Raw genomic sequence first — 19,805 nt, 5'->3', positions numbered from 1 at the left:
TATCAAAACATTCGAAGGAGAGAAATATAGCCTTTATTTTTGTTTGAAAGACCTCTCTTTCCGAAGTTCTTGATTTCGTAATTCTATACGACGAATTTTTCCTGATGTTGTTTTTGGCAAGTCTTCAACAAATTCTATTTTCCGAGGATATTTGTAAGGAGCTGTTAGATCTTTGACATGATCTTGTAGTTGTTTAATAAGCTCTTCATTATGTTCAGATAACCCCTCACGCAGAACTATAAATGCTTTAACGATTAACCCGCGAACATCATCTGGGCTACCAACTACAGCACATTCTTTTACGGACGGATGTTTGACTAAAGCATCTTCAACTTCAAACGGGCCGATGGTGTAACCAGAACTTATAATAATATCATCACTCCTCCCCTCAAACCAATAATATCCATCTTTATCTTTCTTCGCCTTATCTCCTGTGATATAGTATTCTCCACGAAATTGCTTAGCGGTTCTTTCTGGATCTTTATAATAATGTTTAAATAATGCTGGGGTTTCAACATGAACTGCAATATCACCAACTTCTCCAATATCACATGGCTCTCCTAAATCGTTAATGATTTCAATTGTATTACCTGGCGTCGGTTTTCCCATAGAACCTGGTTTAATTTCCATTCCTTTCATGACCCCTACTAATAAAGTATTCTCTGTTTGCCCGTATCCGTCCCGAACGTCAACATGAAAATATTTATTAAACGTCTTAATCACTTCACGATTCAGAGGTTCCCCAGCTGAGACCGCACTATGTAAAGATGGAAGTTTGAAATCACCAATGTTATCTACTTTCGCCATAAGACGATATTCTGTTGGGGTACAACATAATACATTTACTTCATAATCACTTAACAGCTGTAAATATTTTTTAGGTTCAAATTTCCCATCATAAACTATTCCAGTAGCACCAGTTCCTAGTGTTGAAAGAAAAGGACTCCAAATCCATTTCTGCCATCCAGGACCCGCAGTTGCCCAAACTGTGTCGTTATCTCTAATGCTTAACCAGCTCGATGCTGCTGTTTTCAAATGAGCATATCCCCATCCATGTGTATGGACAACCCCTTTTGGGTTTCCAGTTGTTCCTGACGTATATGATAAAAAAACAATATCATCTCGTTTAGTTTGTGCAGTTACTAATTTATCACTGCTACCTTTACATTTTTCCCTAAGATTTTTCCATCCAGCTTTATCTTCTTTTCCAACAATATACTTAGTTATTGTTTCAATATTTTTGACTTCTTCAAATTGCTCGACAAAAGGATGATAGCATATGATACCTTTCACTTCTCCATGTTGAATACGATACTGTAAGTCTTTAGTTCGAAGCATTTCTGAACAGGGGATAACAACTAATCCCGCTTTAATTGCACCTAAATAAATACTATATGCCTCAATCATTCTTGGTATGAGAACGAGCACCTTATCACCTTGTTGAAACCCATCATTTAATAATGTATTCCCTATTTTATTTGCTTCCTTCATTAAGCTACCATATGTAATCTCTCTTTTGACACCTAGCTCACTTTCGTATTTTAAGGCAATTCTTGAACTATCACTTGAAAAGCGTTCTACTTCTTCAGATAAATTATAAATATCTGGCGCAATTAAATCTTGTCGATTCATGAACAACTCCTCCATTCAAAAAAAATCATCTTAATATTTCATATTATACTAAATTATCAAAATTTTTGTAATGGTGTAGTAAATTATAAAAACAGCGAAGTACTATATCACACTATATAGTCTCCTATTGTCTTCGTATGCTAAAAATTATAAGCTCAAAAATAAATAATAAAAAAGAGCGGGATATGATCCCGCTCTTTGTAGCCATAATATTTATTTATTGTTGTTGGTAGCCTCCACCTATTTGCTGCTCAGCCATTTGTACAAGGCGCTTCGTTATTTCTCCACCGACAGAACCGTTTGCACGAGAAGTAGTGTCAGGCCCTAGGTTCACTCCAAATTCAGAAGCGATTTCGTACTTCATTTGATCAAGAGCTTGCTGTACACCAGGAACTACTAATTGATTTGAACTGTTGTATGCCATGTGTTATCACCTCCTTGTGGTAATAGAGTGTGTTAAAACAATAGGCATAATTCACGTAAATGTTGGTAATTGTTCAAAATTTGCAAAGGGGCATAGGTTAATAGCGCTGAAAATCGCTGGACAGAAGTGTCTTGAAGGATTTTTTGACGATAGCAAATAGACGGCTTCTCTACTGAAATATATAGGAAACCTAGAACATAAAAGCCATTAAAGCCTTTATGCTCTATTTAGTTTACAACTGAGTGGACACTACAGCTAATTAAAATAAACTTTCAATATTTTCCTCGTTTGTCAATTCTTTATCATTTCTTATAACAATAGTTTCAGTACCTGAAACCGCCTCGCTAATTAATGAATCAAAATCGACAAAACTCTCAAAATGATTTATTTTATCACGCTTTGGTTTCGTTTTAGGTGAGGTTGGTGTAAATATCGTACAACAATCCTCATAAGGACGTATTGATATATCATGAGTGTCAATTTGCTTAGATATATCTATAATTTCTAATTTATCCATCGTTATTAATGGTCTGATGATTGGCGTTGATGTAACTTCATTAATCGTATACATACTTTCGAGTGTTTGAGATGCCACTTGACCAAGGCTTTCACCATTAATAATTGCTAAGGCATCATTCTTTTGCCTCAATTGATCAGTGATTTGTAGCATTAAACGCCTCGTTGAAGTCATCGTATAATTATCAGGTATTTTTTGTTGAATAACTTGTTGAATATTTGTAAATGGGACAATATGAAGCTTAATTGAATCTGTATAATCAGTTAGCTTCTTAGCTAAATCAATGACCTTTTGTTTTGAGCGTTCACTCGTAAAAGGCGGGCTATAGAAATGTACTGCTTCTACTTCTAGTCCTCGTTTCATCGCTAAGTATCCAGCAACTGGGCTATCAATTCCACCTGACAACATGAGCATTGCCTTACCACTAGTACCCACTGGAAACCCTCCGGCACCGCTTATATCTTTAAAGGTGATATATGTTGCATTATGACGAACTTCTACACGTAAATTAATATCTGGCTCATGTACATTTACCGTTAAATCTTGGATATTTCGCAAAATATGACTACCAATTTCATAATTTAATTCATTTGAATTGAGAGGAAATTGTTTATTTGCTCTTTTTGCAGTTACCTTAAATGTTTTTCCTTCAGGGTCTAACTCCTTAATTGCCTCAAGAGCCCCTTCTTTAATTTTTTCGATATCACTTAAGGTTTTGATCGCTAGGCTAAATGAATGAATCCCAAAAATTGATGATAGTTTTTCAATAATTTTCTCGTAAGGCTCACCATTTAATTTGATATACATTCTATCACGCTGTTTTTCAATCTCGATGTTTTCAAACTCTCTTAACTTGCCCTTTATATTTTTCTTTAGACGATTTACAAAATAATTTCTATTACGTTTTTTTGTTGATAATTCTCCATAACGAATTAATATATGTTCATATTGCATGTTGTCATTACCTCATTACTATCTTTAATTTGGACTGTTGTCACTCTAATAATTGTTTGTTATTTCTGTACTACGATAACAGACGGAGAAAGCCCGATCTATTAAGTAACCATAAACTACTAAACTTTACGCAAAGAGCCTTAATTTTTTAGCCGATTTTTGAATAGCAGTTAATACTTTAGGTACTTCATGTATGGAATTATTATAGGATAAACTGATACGAATTGCACTTTCAGCTTCTTGCTCATTTTTTCCCATTGCTAACAATGTTTTACTTGCCACCCTTTTCTTTGAAGAGCATGCTGATGTTGTTGACAAATAAATTTGTTCCTCTTCTAATGAGTGGACAAACACTTCCGGCTTTATTCCATGTATTGTCATATTAATAATATGTGGTGCCGAGCTTTTAGTAGATGTATTAAGTGTAATAAATGGTAATTTACTTAACTCATCCATATACGCATCTTTTATTTTTACCAGATCTTTAATTTTCATTTGATAATTTTCTAATGTAAGGCGAAGTGCTTTTGTCATTGCTACGATCCCAGCTACATTTTCCGTTCCTGAACGATTATTGTACTCCTGAGAGCCCCCAGCAAGTAGTGGGGATACAGTAACTCCTTCTCGAATATAAAGAATTCCGTTACCTTTTAAGCCATGAAATTTATGCCCAGACATTGAACATAAATCAATAAAATTTCTTTTAAAATCTAGCGGCACTTTCCCTAACCCTTGTACATGGTCTACATGAAATATAATCTTTGGGTAAGCTTTTAATAATTTCCCAAATTCCGCAATCGGCTGAACTGAGCCAACCTCATTGTTCACATGTATGATAGATACAAGGATTGTATCATCTCTGATTGCCTTTTTAACATCATCTATTTGTACCATTCCATTTGAATTTACAGGTAAATAAGTAACATCATATCCAATTTCCTCAAGTTGCTTACATGCTTCCGTAACGGAAGGATGTTCTATAGTCGTTGTAATAATGTGTTTTCCTCGATTACGGTTAGCAAATGCAATACCTTTTATTGCATGATTATTTCCCTCCGTACCACCTGAATTAAATGTAATTTCATTTGGTTTAACATTTAATAGCTTTGCTGTTGTTTCTCGTGAGTGTGTCAATAGACGCTCTGCTTCACCACCAAGCTTATGTAATGAAGAAGGGTTCCCATAAAATTTACGAGACACAGTAACTAGTGAATCAATGACATCCTCATATGGATTTGTTGTAGCACTATTATCTAAATATATCACAATAAGTCCCCCGATTAGTGTCATTTTGCAACTATCTATAATATCATATTTTCATTTAAATTCCCATAAAATCGATAATTTAATCACATAAAAAAGGGGCTGGGACAAAACCCACCTTTGAGATGAAAAAGCCGGTGAAATTTTTACAAGAAGTAAAATTTCACCGGCTTTGTTTATTTTGGAATTAAAATAAGGACCACTTCTGATAAAATAAAGTTACCACACCAAATTTCATCGGAAAGAAGGGTCCTTATGTTTAAAAATTATATCATGAATCAATTAATTTTGCCTTTAGATCTAGAAGTAAAATTACAAAAGAACGATATTGCCTTCCATGTCCATCATTTAGTTGAAAGTATCCCTCAGGAAGCGTTTGAACCATTTCTCCGAAATGAAGGCTGTCCTGCCTATCATCCACGCATGATGCTTAAAATAATTCTATGTGCCTACACGCAATCTGTCTTTTCTGGACGCAAAATTGAAGCCCTATTAAAAGACAGTATTCGTATGATGTGGCTAGCTCAAGGATATGAACCAAGCTACCGCACAATCAACCGATTCCGTGTTCAACCAGAAGTGAAAGAATTAATTCGTGAATGTTTCGTACAATTCCGTTGCCAATTGATCGAAGAGAAACTTATTGATCAAGAAGCGATTTTTATTGATGGTACAAAAATCGAAGCAAATGCGAATAAATTTACGTTCGTCTGGAAGAAATCCATAGAGAACTATCATGAGAGTTTAATTGAAAAGTCAAACCAGCTGTACAATGAGTTACTTAAGAATGAAATCATACCTGAAATTCAACGTGAAACGGCTGAACAGTTATCATTGGATGAGCTCGCTCAATTGGTTCAAAAAGTAGACGATGTCGTAACCAAGTATGATAAACAAATTGAAGATACGTCAGACGTTTCAGAACGAAAAGCCTTAAGAAGTGAACGTAAGTACCCAAAACAAATTCGAAAGCAATTGATTGATTTCGTCTCACGTAAACAGAAATATCAACAAGACTTAGAAACCTTTGGCTCACGTAATAGTTATTCTAAAACAGATCCCGATGCGACATTTATGCGAATGAAAGATGATTATATGAAAAACGGACAATTGAAAGCTGGTTACAATGTACAAATCGCAACGGAAGGTCAATACACACTTGCCTATAGTTTGTTTTCAAACCCAACAGATACACGTACATTAATTCCATTTTTAGATGAAATTGAGCAACATTATTTCGAGTTACCGAACCACATTGTTGCAGATGCAGGTTATGGTAGTGAACAGAACTATAATGATATCCTTTCTAATAGAAAACGAGAAGCGCTTATTACGTATAACTTATATTTAAAGGAACAAAAGAAAAAGTACCGACAAAACACATTTAATCCCGAAAATTGGGAGTATGACGAGGAAACAGATACATATACATGTCCTAATCAAAAGCGCCTTCAATTTCAATATCATTCTATTCGCAATGACCGTACAGGATTTGAACGGAAGTTCAAAGTCTACGAGTGTGAAGACTGTTCCGCATGCCCATTCCGTTCATTATGTACAAAAGCAAAAGAAGGCAACAATCGAAAACTAATGGTGAATGAAAAATGGGAACAGCAAAAAGAATATGTAAGAGCGAAGCTTTCAGAAGAGACAACGAGTGCCATCTATCGAAAACGAAAAATCGATGTGGAACCAGTTTTTGGATTTTTGAAGGCGAATTTGTGTTTCTCTCGATTTTCTGTACGTGGAAAATCGAAGGTGGAAAACGAAATGGGCCTTGCGTTAATGGCTGTGAATTTAAACAAAATCACTGCCAACAAATAAGGTAATAGAGGCCCTACCACTCTAAATAGAAAAAAGGTGAATTTGAGCTCACTCAAATTCACCTTTTTCATTTTTTGAGGCTAGTTATGTCCCAGCCTCTTATAAAATGGCTGTTATCACAGTGATTGTCGTTTTTTTTACTAGGAAATAAAGCACATGGCACCTTTTCTTCTCTAAAGGCTATAAAATCTTTCCTGCTTATATTTTGTGAAGTATAGCAACATAGGTTATGAAAAAAGCCTATAAAATTACATATCCAGCTTAATCAACTTAACAGAAAAAGGACTTATTTATCCTCTAACATTTCCTCTATTTTACTTAAAGCACCTGGCTCTATTTCTTCAATAGCAGTAGCTGCTTGTTCAAGTGATAATGAGTAATCATAACTTCTAAATGATACTTCAGACTCTTTCAGTTGTTCAGCAAGCTTCTTATTTTTACTTCTATACCTATTCCCATACTGTATTAACTTTTCAACTAAGTAAGCTTGCTCAATCATTTCATCTGTCATTGTGGAGGATGCATTTACCTGCTCAACTGCTTTTGCAAGCAACTGATTAATAGCAACCATATCTAGAGGTTTTTCTTCAAGTTTTAAAAAGACCTGTTCAAGCGCATTTCTAGTCTCACTTAATACAGCTTGGTATGAAGCGGGAATACCCGGAATATTACTCTTTTGAACTTTTCTTTTTAGTTCCATGAGCTGCTTCTTCATCTCAGTTGTTTTTTCTCTTGCAAATAGTTCATCTTTACGTAAATTTTGAAGCATCTCTTTAAATTGTTCATGTTGCTCTGTTAAATCGTTGATTCCTTCTAAACAACTCTCAAGTTCTTCTCTGACAATTGTATAGGCCAATTGTTCTTCATCTTTTTTATTTACAATTGCTGTATATCGTTTTTGAAGCTGACCGATTTGATTTTCTATATTATGGTACTTTGCAATTTCTTCTTCATCTAGATGATATAATTGTTGAACAAACAATGTTTCTTCTCGTGTCTCATTTGTCTCTTCTTTTAGAGAACGTATTAGTTCACTTACGTTATGTTGATTATGATTGATAAAATGATGAGCCAATACTTCTTTCTCTAAAAGATCATATAGTGTCTCAATATTTTCTTTAGTTTCTTCTAGCCCTTTTGAAACATCATGTATTTCTGTTTTTTCTATTAAATCTATATACTTACTAAGTTGTGTTCGTATTCGTTCAACTTCAATCTCAACTGGTATATGATCTAATTTGTACCCCTGTTCACTCATCTCAAGGTATCCACTATGAATTTCTTCAAGTTGGTTAGGTATCGTCCCTTGACATTCTGTTAATAATTGAGGTAATTGTTCCATCTTACTTTGCATTTCTTGAAGATTATTACTTAAATCTATTAAAGCCTCTTTTGCCTCTAAATAATCTCCATTAGCAGTAATTTCATCAACATGTAAAAATTCTTTTTCTAGTTCATCTAATTGATTTTCTAAATTTGTTTCCGCCTTACCATATAAGTGGCGTCTTGCTAGTAAATCCTTTTTTATATTCTTAAAGATAGTTCTAAACTCTTCTACGTCTAATCTATTTTGCTCTTCACTGCCTACTAATTCTTCCAGCTCTTTTAAGATTGTAGCAATATTGTCTTCTACGTCTCTTATCAATTGATCAATTTTCAGTAAAACTTCCTTTGATTTATTAAATCTGTATTTGTCTGTATATTCTTCTGCGTCAAACAATAATTCTTCTACATTTGGCAAGTGCAATGTAATAATTTCATCCCACTCTTTACGCCAACGTTCAAAAAGCTCTTCTGTTTGTCCAGTCATATGAAGATCTTTCACCTTAGACATTTCATCAGTAACAGGACGATTCATAATTTCTATTTTTATAGCATCTAATCGATCAATTTCTTTATACATCTTTTTTCTCATATATATACTAAAAATAATTGTAATAAGAATGATTGAAATTATTCCATATAATAATATATCCATAATTAGCTCCCTTGCGCTATCGTTCTCTGCCATTCAACTATGTAAACAAGAAGTTCAAAATGGTTGACACTTTGAACATAGACGTACGATATAAAGGTAGTAGGCAAGAATGCTGTCGTTCAAATTAATCACTCGGTTTTGTTCGTGAATATGAGCTAGCACTCTACATATCAATGTTTTTATGATAACATGTAAACGACATTTTTTGAGCAATAATTTAAAAATTTTTATAAAAATTAGCATTTTTTCCCGTTTTTTTTTTAGAATAAATATTAAAAGTTTAAGCTCCATAATCATCCCCTAGTTTGGTCATGAAAGTTTTACATTTGTCGAAAGGAGAATTGCTATGAAAAGTGACGGTCACGTCCACACACCTTATTGTCCACATGGTACAGATCATTCAATTGAACAATATATAAATAGGGCGCTTAGCCTAAACTTATCAGAAATATCTTTTACTGAACATGCACCTTTACCAGTGGGATTTGAGGATCCTACTCCACAGCAAGATAGCGCTATGAAACCTTCACAGCTTGAAGAATACATAGCAACTATTTCAACCTTAAAAGAGAAGTATAAAAGTGAAATTAAAATTAATATTGGTTTAGAAGTTGACTATATTCAAGGGTTCGAATCAGAAACGAAAGAATTCTTAAATACATATGGAGCTGTATTAGATGATTCTATTCTATCTGTCCATTTTTTACTGAACAATGGAGCATACCATTGTATAGATTATAGTCCGGAAATGTTCCACACAATTATTCAAAAAATTGGTTCAATAGAAAAGGTATATCAACAATATTATGAGACTGTGTATCAGTCTGTTATTGCAGATTTAGGGGAACATAAACCAAAAAGAATTGGACATATCACCCTCGTGAAAAAATTCCAAAAAAAATTTCCATGTAAATTGACTTTCTCAGACGAAATAGTAGAGCTTCTATCCATGGTGAAAAAGGAAAAAATGCAGCTTGATTACAATGGAGCAGGGGTAAATAAACCTTTATGCAAGGAAGCATACCCTTCAGATTGGATAATACTAGAAGCAATAAAGCAAGGAATTCCTCTAGTATATGGGTCTGATGCTCATAGTGTAAATGACTTAGGTCAAGGTTATTCTCACATCATTTGTAAGGATTATCTCAAAAACCCTACTAGTATTTAAATCGCTGTTAATGATCGCTCTTCAGTGATTGGCATGTATACCATACCTTCTAACCAAACTTCAATTTGCTTCATATATTGGTTTAAAAAATACTCCTCAGTAGGAATAATGTGGAGAACTTCAGAAATGTATTGACTCTGTAGATATGGTGTACTAAGCAAGCCTTTTAATTGAATAATCGTGTAGGGGATTGAAATATCCCTAAACTCGCCATCTTTTATGCCTTTTTCAAATAATGCAATCAAATGGTATTTTTCCTTCGTTAAGTAAGTGGTCATAACTTCCCTAATCAAGGTTGTTTCTAGAGTAATTTCTCTGCAGACAAATCTTGTTAATAGATGATGTTGCTTTTGGTAGATTAACGTTTCGAGAACAAATTGTTTCAATGTTTCCTTTGCAGATGTTTTCTCTGATGAACGAAGCACATTTTCTATTACTAAAAAATAACCTTCAAAAAAATTTGATACTAGGTATTCTAACAATCCTTCTTTACTAACGAAATAATAAGAAATATTTGCAACATTTACCTTCGCCCTATTAGCTATATCTCTAACCGATGTGCCTGTATAGCCATTAACATTAAACAACTCAATGGCTGCATTTATAATTTTTTGTTTTGTTTTCATAGTGGTTGTCATATGTTATCACCCCTAAGAAAATAGTTAATATAATACATTCTTTAGATCTTTATTGAAACCTTCCTATTTCTATCGACAAAGTCATGCATAAATCAACGTTTTTTGATATGATTAGTAAAACCTTGAATCTAGGCTCATTCAATATGAACTTACCATTTCTTATTTATAATAAGTTTCTTTGCGAAAATGTTGGTAAGTCCTAGAGCATGAAGGAGCAAAATAAATGGTGAATCGTGTCCACCAACACGGTACATGTCGATTTATATAAAGCTGTTTTCGTATGTTTTCTCGTATTAATAAAAACACACGAATACAACGATTGTTTCGGGCCATCTACACTCTATATTTTAGCAATTTTTGTATAAACCAACAAAGTTTACGAATGAGCCTTAAATAATCACGATAATTTTTAGTTACTTATTTTAGATAGGGGGATATATATGTTTGAAGTGAAGAAGTATAAGGAAAATAAAGAAGAGAATTATGAGCTCGTAATTAAGCAGCTTCATGCTCTTATAGAGGGCGAAAAGAACGATATAGCCAATTTAGCTAATGCAGCAGCGTTGCTAAATCAGTTTTTGGATTATATTAACTGGGTAGGTTTTTATTTAACAGATCATCCACATGACGAACTAGTTTTAGGGCCGTTTCAGGGCTTACCTGCATGTGTCAGAATTCCTTTCGGTAAAGGAGTATGTGGGACAGCTGCAAAACAAAACAAAACTATTAGAGTTGCTGATGTTCATCAATTCCCAGGGCACATTGCCTGTGATGCAGTAACACAATCAGAAATAGTTATACCATTAGTAAAAAACAACAAAGTGATTGGAGTGCTAGATATTGATAGTCCAATTAAAAATCGCTTTAATGAACAGGATGAAAAATTCCTAGAAAAATTTACTCGCAAATTAGAAGAAGCCTTCGCTATGTAGCAAACAATCTAGGACTAAATGATTCATATCAATAGTAAAATGGGCGTCCTGTCCTTCACTTTCGACGCCCATTTTACTGATAAATACTGCTCTTTTCATATTGTTTGTTTTCGCATTGATTGTTTTTTTACACACTAAGATATACACACATAACACTAGAGGTTGAGGTATCTTTGCTCTTTTAAAACGAAAACTGCTTAGCAACAAAGTTTAGAAAAAAGTCCTTATATTTGATCCAAAGCCTGACTTAAATCTGACCATATATCTTCACAAGCTTCTAATCCTAAAGATAATCTTAATAAATTGTCATGAATGCCCATTTTTAACCGAGCAGATTCTGGAATAACTGAGTGTGTCATAGTTGCGGGATGTTGAATTAGAGTTTCTGCATCGCCTAGACTAACAGCGATCTTAATTAACTTAAGTTTATTTAATAAAGATTGTGCTTCTACCTTATCTCCTTTTATCGTAAACGAAATTAAGCCCCCTGGTTTTTTCATTTGCTTCTGCATTATGTTGAACTGATTGCTAGAACTATCTCCTGGATAAAAAACTTGTTCGACTTTTGGATGTTCTTGTAATTGTTGAGCAATTTGCTCCGCATTTGAACAGTGACGATCCATTCTGACAGGTAATGTTTTTAATCCGCGTAATAATAACCAAGCATCAAAAGGAGAAATTACACCCCCAATATCTTTTTGAGTTGTTTTTGCAACTGTGTCTATGAAGTCTTTTTTTCCAACTATTAAGCCAGCAATGACATCACCATGTCCACCAATATATTTTGTTGCACTATGAACAACCACATCACAACCTAATTTAAGGGGTTGTTGTAAATATGGTGAACTAAACGTATTGTCAACGATTACTGGTATGTCATATTCCTTCGCAACCTTAACAACCATTTCTATATCAATCAGCTTCATAGTGGGATTAATGGGTGTTTCAATGTATATGCAAGCAGTATTCGGTCTAATTTCTTTTTTAAATTTATCCTCTGTTTCCATAGAACAGAAATCATGTGTAATTCCATATTTTTCGTCAATAAGCTGTAATAAACCAAACGTACAACCATATAGTCCTTGTGAACAAACGATATGATCTCCTGATTTGGTCATTGCTAACAAAACAGCAGATACTGCTGCCATTCCTGAGCCAAATGCTAATCCTGCCTCTCCATGTTCTAAAGTAGCAATACGTTCTTCTAAAATTTTCACTGTTGGATTGCTTAATCTGGAGTATATATAGCCGTCTTCTTCCCCAGCAAATCTTCTCTCTCCTTGTTGTGCAGTTTCAAAAGTAAATGTGGAAGACTGAAACAATGGAGGCGTTAGACTGCCTAAATGTTCACTTGATTCATACCCACCGTGTATAACTAAGGTCTCAATATTTCGATACTTATGATCTTTCATCTCCGTATGCCCCCCTTAATTGTATAGGTTATTAATACAACCTCCTATATCATATGAAAAAGCGGACAAAAATGAAAGCGTTTTCTTTTGGTAATAAAAAAAGGAGCTCCAATTTTTCTCCTTGCTGTATCGCATAAATTATTGTTTTCGTTCTAAAAGATTACCTCTTATCCAATTAGAGTTCGTGTATCTTTACATCTTAATAACAACGAAATCCAATAAATGTTCATCAACAAAGTTTACGAAAAGAGCAGCTCGGAAAAAACATGATTATCCATCGGAGCACCTGTATAAGCACTTTCTTCAGTTCTCAACATTATAAGTGACAAGTTGATTTTTTCCTGAACCTTTCGCTTTATACAGCGCTTTATCTGCATGAAAGATCAAATCGTTTAAACTGTTTTTATAGTCATTTCCCCAATAAGACAGCCCACATGAAATCGTAATTTTTGGATTTGTACCATTTTCAATCTTTTTTATTAGACGTTTAGCAACTTCCTTACCAATTTTACAATCTACCCTTGGGAGGTAAATAGCAAATTCTTCTCCACCCCACCTCGCACCTATGTCTTTCTCTCGTATATGCATTTTAATAATGTCGGCCACTTGAATAAGAATATCATCTCCTACTTGATGACCATATGTGTCATTGACCTCTTTGAAATTGTCGATATCAATAAGTAATAGCGTTCCTTGGGGATCTTCACTTAATGAATACAAAATCTTTTCATCTAGATATTTCCTTGAATAAAGCTTCGTTAAATGATCAGTAATAACTAGCTTTTCCAATTCTTCTCTTAACATAGAATTAGAAAATGCCAACGTAGAATGATGAATTAACGATTGCATTAATTTAAAATATTCAAAGGTAAAATGATGTGGTTGTTTATGTAAAACAAGTGCAAACCCTTTTAATTTATCACTATGTACCATTGGTACTGACATTAAAGATCGGTAAATAGCATTCACTATATGATCAGTTTGAAGCTCTCCTATAAAGAGCGAATCCATTTCTTCTTTTATTTTTTTATGGATAAAGTGGATATATTCCTCACTATCCTTAGTTTCAAAAAAGCTTGTACTTCCTGGTAATACCGTAAGCTCGTTGTTATCGTCAATTAACACAAAAACCACTTCTTGTGCATTGAACGAATTTATCATTTGGTCTGTCATAAATGCCATTATTTCTCTTAAACGAAGGTTAGAATTTAACGTATGTGAAGTTGCATTTATTAGCTGTAAATCAACAATCAATCGTTTCGACTGTTGATATAATTGTGCATTCTCTATCGCGCTACCTGCAGTATTTGCTAGCAATATAATAAAATCTACTTCCCGTTTAGGAAAAGCGATACTATTATGTGCTGTAATTTGTAACACCCCGTACACACCTTGCTTACCCCTAAGAGGAGCATACAAGATCGATTGTTTTTCCTTCTGTTCAAAAAACACTTCACCATTGACATATGCTTTCATAGCGAGCTCATGAATATGGTTATCATCATAATTCAAATCTCTAATTTGCATGTGATTCTGATTGTTGTTGTCATGTGAAAGAAGTAAATGATGTGTAAATGATGGAAAAATATCTTCAAGTGTCTCAATTATTTCCTCTAAAACGCTGTCGATTGACATGGAGGAATGAAACTTTGCTGTTATTTGATTCAGTTGCTCATAGCGTTTTTCCTCATTAATAATATTTGTGAACTTCCTCACTTGGTTAACAAATTTTTCGCACTCTCTTCCTATCTTCTGTAAAAATTGATTGCTATACTCATTGACGTTACTCTGTTTTATTAATAAAAAACCATTTTCTTCTATTAAAGTTTTAAAAGGGATCGTTACAGAAGAATCTCCTAATTGATCAAGTACAACTAGCGGCTGTCTTATAATAGTCTTATTGAGAAGATGCGGTAAAATTTTTGCAGATGAAATGAAGAACTGATCTAGCTCTTCAACAACACTTGTCATAGTTGAAGCTTCTAGAAAAAAATGATCGATTTCGTGGTTATATAAAAACAAACTAACTTCTAACGCTTGTAAATTAGTTTTAATAAGGTAGGTTAACTCCGATGGTATATGATAATAATTACTATGATTGTCATCAATTAATAACAGATCGAATAACTCTGCTTTAATACGTGTATATATTTGCTCTTCCACTAGTTCCATTTTATCACCCGTTTATTAAGGTTTGGTTCATATATATGGAAAGTTTAAATAATTCTGTCTTATCAATATTATATCTTAAAACAATTAATTTTTCCTAATTTTTTTCAAATTTTATAGTCAATTTGTCCCATAACACTACTTTTATCCTGATAATTTTCTGTATATGTACTTTCTTATTATAACCTTCTTGACTTTCATGAAGAAAAAACATATAATGTTCGTTGTGTAAAATATCGCAGCTTATGTGATGTACATTGGGTTCTCAGTTTGTTCCTCTCTATTGGAGGTGTATCGTGTAACTCTCTGCTGCTAGAGCGAGGATACATGAAAAACAAAATGGGCTGAATGAAATACATTACGTCTGTTTTTATTTTATACAAAATAAAAACATTGAAGGAGGAGTCATCATGGCTCGTTATACAGGTCCAGCATGGAAATTATCTCGTCGTCTTGGAATTTCACTAAGTGGAACGGGAAAAGAATTAGAGAAACGCCCTTATGCACCAGGTCAACATGGCCCAGGTCAACGTAAAAAACTTTCTGAATATGGTTTACAGTTACAAGAAAAACAGAAGCTTCGTCACATGTACGGTGTAAACGAACGTCAATTCCGTAACTTGTTTGATGCAGCTGGTAAAATGGCTGGTAAACATGGTGAAAACTTTATGGTTCTTTTAGAATCTCGTCTTGATAACTTAGTATATCGCTTAGGATTAGCTCGTACTCGTCGTCAAGCACGTCAATTAGTTAACCATGGTCATATTATCGTTGATGGAGGTCGATTAGACATTCCTTCATATAAAGTTAAACCTGGTCAAACGATTTCTGTACGTGAGAAATCTCGTAATCTTGACATTATTAAAGAAGCTATTGAAGCTACAAACTTCGTACCTGAGTACGTAAACTTCAATGCTGATAACCTAGAAGGTACATTCACTCGTTTACCTGAACGTTCTGAATTACCAGCTGAAATTAACGAATCATTAATCGTTGAGTTCTACTCTCGTTAATTAAATCGCTTTATATCTAGCGATGGTAAAAACCCTAGAAACCTTGTTTTATCAAAGTTTCTAGGGTTTTTTGTTTGTTTTTTACTTTGTAGAATAATGTATTCTCCTCAAGTTATTTGGAGGAGATTTTTTGGGAAGCTAATTGACTCAAATGATCTGTATTATTAAAATATTTTATTACAATATTAGATGAGTTATACTCAATTAAATGTACTCCTGTATCTTGAGTATGAATAAAACAATTAGGAACAGGAGGTAATCTTAATAAAACATGTATCAATTTTTCAATCATACCACCATGTGACAATATAATAATTCTGTTAGAATCATTATGTTCATCTAATATTTTTAATAGGATAGTTTCTGCTCTTGCTCTAAACTCTATATCTGTTTCTCCTTCTAGAATACTCTCAAATGGTTTTAAGTCATAGTGAGAATTCATGTTTTCTTTTGTAATAGGCTGCCCAGCTAAAATACCATTGTTCCTCTCTCTAAGGCCGTCACTATAAGTAATATTACATTTTAATTTTGCTCCCAAAATCTTTGCTGTTTCAGAAGCCCTTTTTAATGTGCTTGTCCAAATTGCATCAAATTCCCCAAAATTTTCAACTAAATGTGAAGCTAAAGATTTCGCTTGAATTGTTCCTTTTTGTGTTAATGAGAAATCAGCTCTTCCTTCATGTACATTAAGAATATCTGCTTCTGATTCACCATGTCTTATTATTAATATCTCCATTTTTATCCCCTACCTTACAGTGGTAATTTAACACCCAGCTGATACTTATTTTTTTGATTTTTTGATGTTTATTAATGTTTAATAATTACATCAATATACAACACATATTGAGCTCATTAATTAGCCTTAATTCACCTATCAAAAACTTCTAACCTCTCTATAAATGGATTTTCCATCATAAGGTCCATAAAGAACCTTTTTAATGTCGTCTGCATACCTAGTATACTGTCTCCACTTTGCATGTTAAGCAAGATTTTGAGAGATAACAATATTTGCTTTACTTAGATCATAGCTTCCATTTTCTTCTCCAGCATGGTCACAATCAATTTCCTCTTCTAATATAACTCCACCGTAATTCAAATCAGCCTTTTGAAAAGTATGGATACACTCAACTCGTGATAATAAAGAAGTTCTAACTCCGAATCACCCTAAATGAAGGGGGTAATTAACCAATTTAAAAATTATCTCTCGGAAGAATGATACTGTCTTTATCTTCCATCAATCAAGAAATCTACTCATTTACCGCACCAACAAATACTTTATTAAACGAATTATAAAAAAACTGGCAAAAAAAAGATAACACCACATGTTTAAGACATTCTCATGCAACAATTTTAATTAGTCAGAGAATTCCTGTGAAAGTATGCCTGCCCGTTTAGGTAACACTCCACAAATGATTTTGGTCATTTATAGTCATTCTTTCAAGGACATAGAATAAGAATCTGTTCAAGCAGTTGAGCAGGCTTTAAACCTCTAACTAGGTTTTCTCAAAAATATTAGTGTTAATAGGCTTTTTAATTGTATTGATTTCTACTCTCGTTAATAAGTGCAAAAACCCTAGAAATGATTTTCTAAGGTTTTTATTATGTTAATTAATATATTTTATCATTGTTGTGATTTATAAAATGAGCACCATGTCAGCTGCGCTTGGCTATTAATACTTGATTAGGAAGTATTTTTTCTTACCTCGGCGAATAACAGTGAATTGGCCTTCGATTCTATCCGTGTTAGTTATGACACGATCAATTTCTTGTGTTCGTTCACCATTAATATATATAGCTCCATTTTTTATATCTTCTCTTGCTTGACGCTTTGATGGGGAAACCTTGCTAGTAACTAGCAAATCAACTAAATCTATTTCATCTTCACCTTCAAAATTGTATGAAGGGACATCTTTAAATCCTTGTTTAATTTCTTCAGCTGTCAGTGCCGAAATCTCTCCATTGAATAGTGAATTAGATATTTTAATTGCCTGATTTAATGCCTCTTCTCCATGAACTAACTTGGTCACTTCTTGAGCAAGCGCTTTATGAGCCGTTCTTTGTTCAGGTGCGTCACGTAATTCTTGCTCTAATTGCTCAATTTCATCCTTAGATAAGAATGTAAAATACTTAAGAAAATTGATTACATCTCTGTCATCAGAATTAATAAAGAACTGATAAAACTCGTATGGAGATGTTTTTTCCTTATCTAACCATACGGCTCCACCAGCAGTTTTGCCGAATTTTGTACCGTCTGCTTTCGTGACGAGTGGTATCGTTAATCCAAATGCTTTTTCCTCTTCATCAGAAGATTTTCTAATTAATTCTAAGCCTGCAGTAATATTTCCCCATTGGTCACTACCACCAATTTGTACTTTACAATTTTGTTCTTTATATAAATGTAAAAAGTCTAATGATTGTAATATCATATAGCTGAATTCTGTAAATGAAATCCCCGACTCAATTCTTGATTGAACGGAATCTTTTGCAAGCATATAATTGATCCCAAAATTTTTACCTACATCTCGCAAAAATGTAACAACATCTAGCTTGCCAATCCAATCAAAATTATTTGCTAAAAGGGCTTTATTTTCACCATTATCAAAATCTAGAAAACGAGACAGCTGTTGCTTTATACGATTAGACCATTCAATGACTACATCTTCTGTATTTAATGACCTCTCACTACTTCTACCACTTGGGTCACCAATTAACCCTGTTCCTCCACCGACAAGTGCAATTGGTTGATGGCCAGCTAATTGAAACCTCTTTAAAACCAATATTGGTAATAAATGACCAATGTGTAAACTATCTGCTGTCGGATCAAATCCACTATATAATTTTACTGTCTCCTCATTTAAAAGCTTTTCCAACCCATCTTCATCAGTAATTTGATTAATTAATCCTCTGAACTGCAAATCCTCTATTAGATTCATACAGATCATCTCCTTTTCGTTAAATTAGAACAACGCAAGGGGCCTCATTATTGCCAACGTCCTGTGGATAATGTTGTAATCGGGTCAACTCCCAAGACTCGCATAAGACAACCTAACAAGAAGGTTACTTGTTAACATTTTTGTAGATCGGCTAATGATCTAAAGCCGACGAAGCCTTAAGCTAGACAAATAAAAAACTCGCCCCTAAAAATGAAGGGACGAGTGTATTCGCGGTACCACCCTACTTGAGGAATATATCCTCCGGCTTAAAAAGATAACGGTAAAACCGTCCTTTGCTACTTAGTCAACTAACCGTTCGCAAAAGATGCTCTAGGAGGTAATTCATGCATATCTTTGTACTGGTTCCCACCAAACACCAGCTCTCTAAGTGAAGTTGTTAAATTGACCTAACAACCATGTTTACAGGGAGATATTTCACTACTAATTCCTATCATTGCATTCATGTATTTGAGTTAAGAATATTTTTATCACATTAGCATCATAAATGTCAAGAACACATTTAATTATTTTGAATTAAGCTTTACAAATTTAACGATTTGTAAGTTCAAATCTTCCATACGAAAAATGATATTTTATTCATAGGCCTTAAGCCATATCATACAATTTACATTTAAAATATGGAAACAAAAATATTTTAGAACAAGGAAAATGACTTATGCTATAATTGTAATGATTTTGTCTTTTTATAAAGTGGTTTTCCAAATGATAGTTGTTTATTGTGGCAAAGGAATAAATACATAGAAAACTAGCATACAATGCAACTTTTTCTACAACAAAATAATAACTGAATGAAATTAATTTGTTACTAACAATAACTACAAATTTTTGGGAGAGAGCTTTTTAATAGGCTCTTTTCGTAAACTTTGCTGCTATTGTTACTAAAAATTTTAAAGTAGAAAAATGCCACGAAAACTAAATGAATATGTA

14 protein-coding genes and 1 other annotated feature are annotated in these 19,805 nt (G+C 33.6%); of the genes, 4 read left to right on the top strand and 10 right to left on the bottom strand.

From position 1 onward, the window contains the following. Positions 1–33: 33 nt before the first annotated feature. The 4 genes from mbcS to V1503_RS14360 form a co-directional block, all read right to left on the bottom strand. A complete protein-coding gene (mbcS, locus tag V1503_RS14375; RefSeq protein ID WP_410627799.1) occupies positions 34–1,632 on the bottom strand; it encodes an acyl-CoA synthetase MbcS in 1,599 nt (532 codons plus the stop codon). A gap of 217 nt (positions 1,633–1,849) precedes the next feature. Then, positions 1,850–2,056, bottom strand: coding sequence for an alpha/beta-type small acid-soluble spore protein (locus V1503_RS14370; RefSeq protein WP_214481638.1), 207 nt, complete (start codon positions 2,054–2,056; stop codon positions 1,850–1,852). 259 nt (positions 2,057–2,315) lie between these two features. Then, on the bottom strand, positions 2,316–3,527 hold the full coding sequence (thiI, locus tag V1503_RS14365) for a tRNA uracil 4-sulfurtransferase ThiI (protein ID WP_410627796.1): 1,212 nt from the start codon (positions 3,525–3,527) through the stop codon (positions 2,316–2,318). 126 nt (positions 3,528–3,653) lie between these two features. Further along, positions 3,654–4,793, bottom strand: coding sequence for a cysteine desulfurase family protein (locus tag V1503_RS14360; protein WP_410627794.1), 1,140 nt, complete (start codon positions 4,791–4,793; stop codon positions 3,654–3,656). Positions 4,794–5,045: 252 nt separating this feature from the next. On the opposite strand from V1503_RS14360, the gene V1503_RS14355 reads away from it, so the two are divergent. After that, on the top strand, positions 5,046–6,614 hold the full coding sequence (locus V1503_RS14355) for an IS1182 family transposase (RefSeq protein WP_410626823.1): 1,569 nt from the start codon (positions 5,046–5,048) through the stop codon (positions 6,612–6,614). A 286-nt stretch (positions 6,615–6,900) separates the two neighbouring features. Here V1503_RS14355 and ezrA read toward each other — a convergent pair whose 3' ends face one another. Further along, positions 6,901–8,592, bottom strand: a complete 1,692-nt coding sequence (gene ezrA / locus V1503_RS14350) for a septation ring formation regulator EzrA (protein ID WP_410627792.1) — start codon at positions 8,590–8,592, stop codon at positions 6,901–6,903. Positions 8,593–8,938: 346 nt separating this feature from the next. On the opposite strand from ezrA, the gene hisJ reads away from it, so the two are divergent. Continuing rightward, on the top strand, positions 8,939–9,760 hold the full coding sequence (gene hisJ, locus V1503_RS14345; protein ID WP_410627790.1) for a histidinol-phosphatase HisJ: 822 nt from the start codon (positions 8,939–8,941) through the stop codon (positions 9,758–9,760). Here the strand turns inward: hisJ and refZ are convergent. Continuing rightward, entirely contained in the window at positions 9,757–10,398 is a 642-nt protein-coding gene (gene refZ / locus V1503_RS14340) for a forespore capture DNA-binding protein RefZ (protein ID WP_410627788.1), read from the bottom strand. The genes hisJ and refZ overlap by 4 nt on opposite strands. A gap of 440 nt (positions 10,399–10,838) precedes the next feature. Here refZ and V1503_RS14335 point away from each other — a divergent pair, with 440 nt between their 5' ends. Continuing rightward, positions 10,839–11,330 (top strand): GAF domain-containing protein, encoded by a 492-nt coding sequence (locus V1503_RS14335; protein WP_410627786.1) that lies wholly within the window; start codon positions 10,839–10,841, stop codon positions 11,328–11,330. A gap of 224 nt (positions 11,331–11,554) precedes the next feature. On the opposite strand, the gene megL is transcribed toward V1503_RS14335, so the two are convergent. Next, on the bottom strand, positions 11,555–12,742 hold the full coding sequence (megL, locus tag V1503_RS14330; protein WP_410627784.1) for a methionine gamma-lyase: 1,188 nt from the start codon (positions 12,740–12,742) through the stop codon (positions 11,555–11,557). A 303-nt stretch (positions 12,743–13,045) separates the two neighbouring features. Further along, entirely contained in the window at positions 13,046–14,914 is a 1,869-nt protein-coding gene (locus V1503_RS14325; RefSeq protein ID WP_410627782.1) for a sensor domain-containing diguanylate cyclase, read from the bottom strand. A 407-nt stretch (positions 14,915–15,321) separates the two neighbouring features. Between V1503_RS14325 and rpsD the strand changes: the two genes are divergently transcribed. After that, entirely contained in the window at positions 15,322–15,924 is a 603-nt protein-coding gene (gene rpsD, locus V1503_RS14320) for a 30S ribosomal protein S4 (protein WP_214481647.1), read from the top strand. Positions 15,925–16,036: 112 nt separating this feature from the next. On the opposite strand, the gene V1503_RS14315 is transcribed toward rpsD, so the two are convergent. Further along, positions 16,037–16,660: a histidine phosphatase family protein gene (locus V1503_RS14315; RefSeq protein WP_410627779.1), complete on the bottom strand. Its 624-nt coding sequence runs from the start codon at positions 16,658–16,660 to the stop codon at positions 16,037–16,039. Between the two features lie 934 nt (positions 16,661–17,594). Continuing rightward, complete coding sequence (tyrS, locus tag V1503_RS14310) at positions 17,595–18,857, bottom strand: tyrosine--tRNA ligase (protein WP_410627777.1); 1,263 nt, start codon at positions 18,855–18,857, stop codon at positions 17,595–17,597. Between the two features lie 211 nt (positions 18,858–19,068). Further along, positions 19,069–19,321 (bottom strand) — a binding site (T-box leader). Between the last annotated feature and the right edge of the window lie 484 nt (positions 19,322–19,805).

The sequence above is a fragment of the Nanhaiella sioensis genome, assembly GCF_046557775.1.
GTDB classification, from domain to species: domain Bacteria; phylum Bacillota; class Bacilli; order Bacillales; family SM2101; genus Nanhaiella; species Nanhaiella sioensis.
Note: the sequence above shows the minus strand (reverse complement) of the source record. Positions and strands in the feature narration are given on the sequence as shown.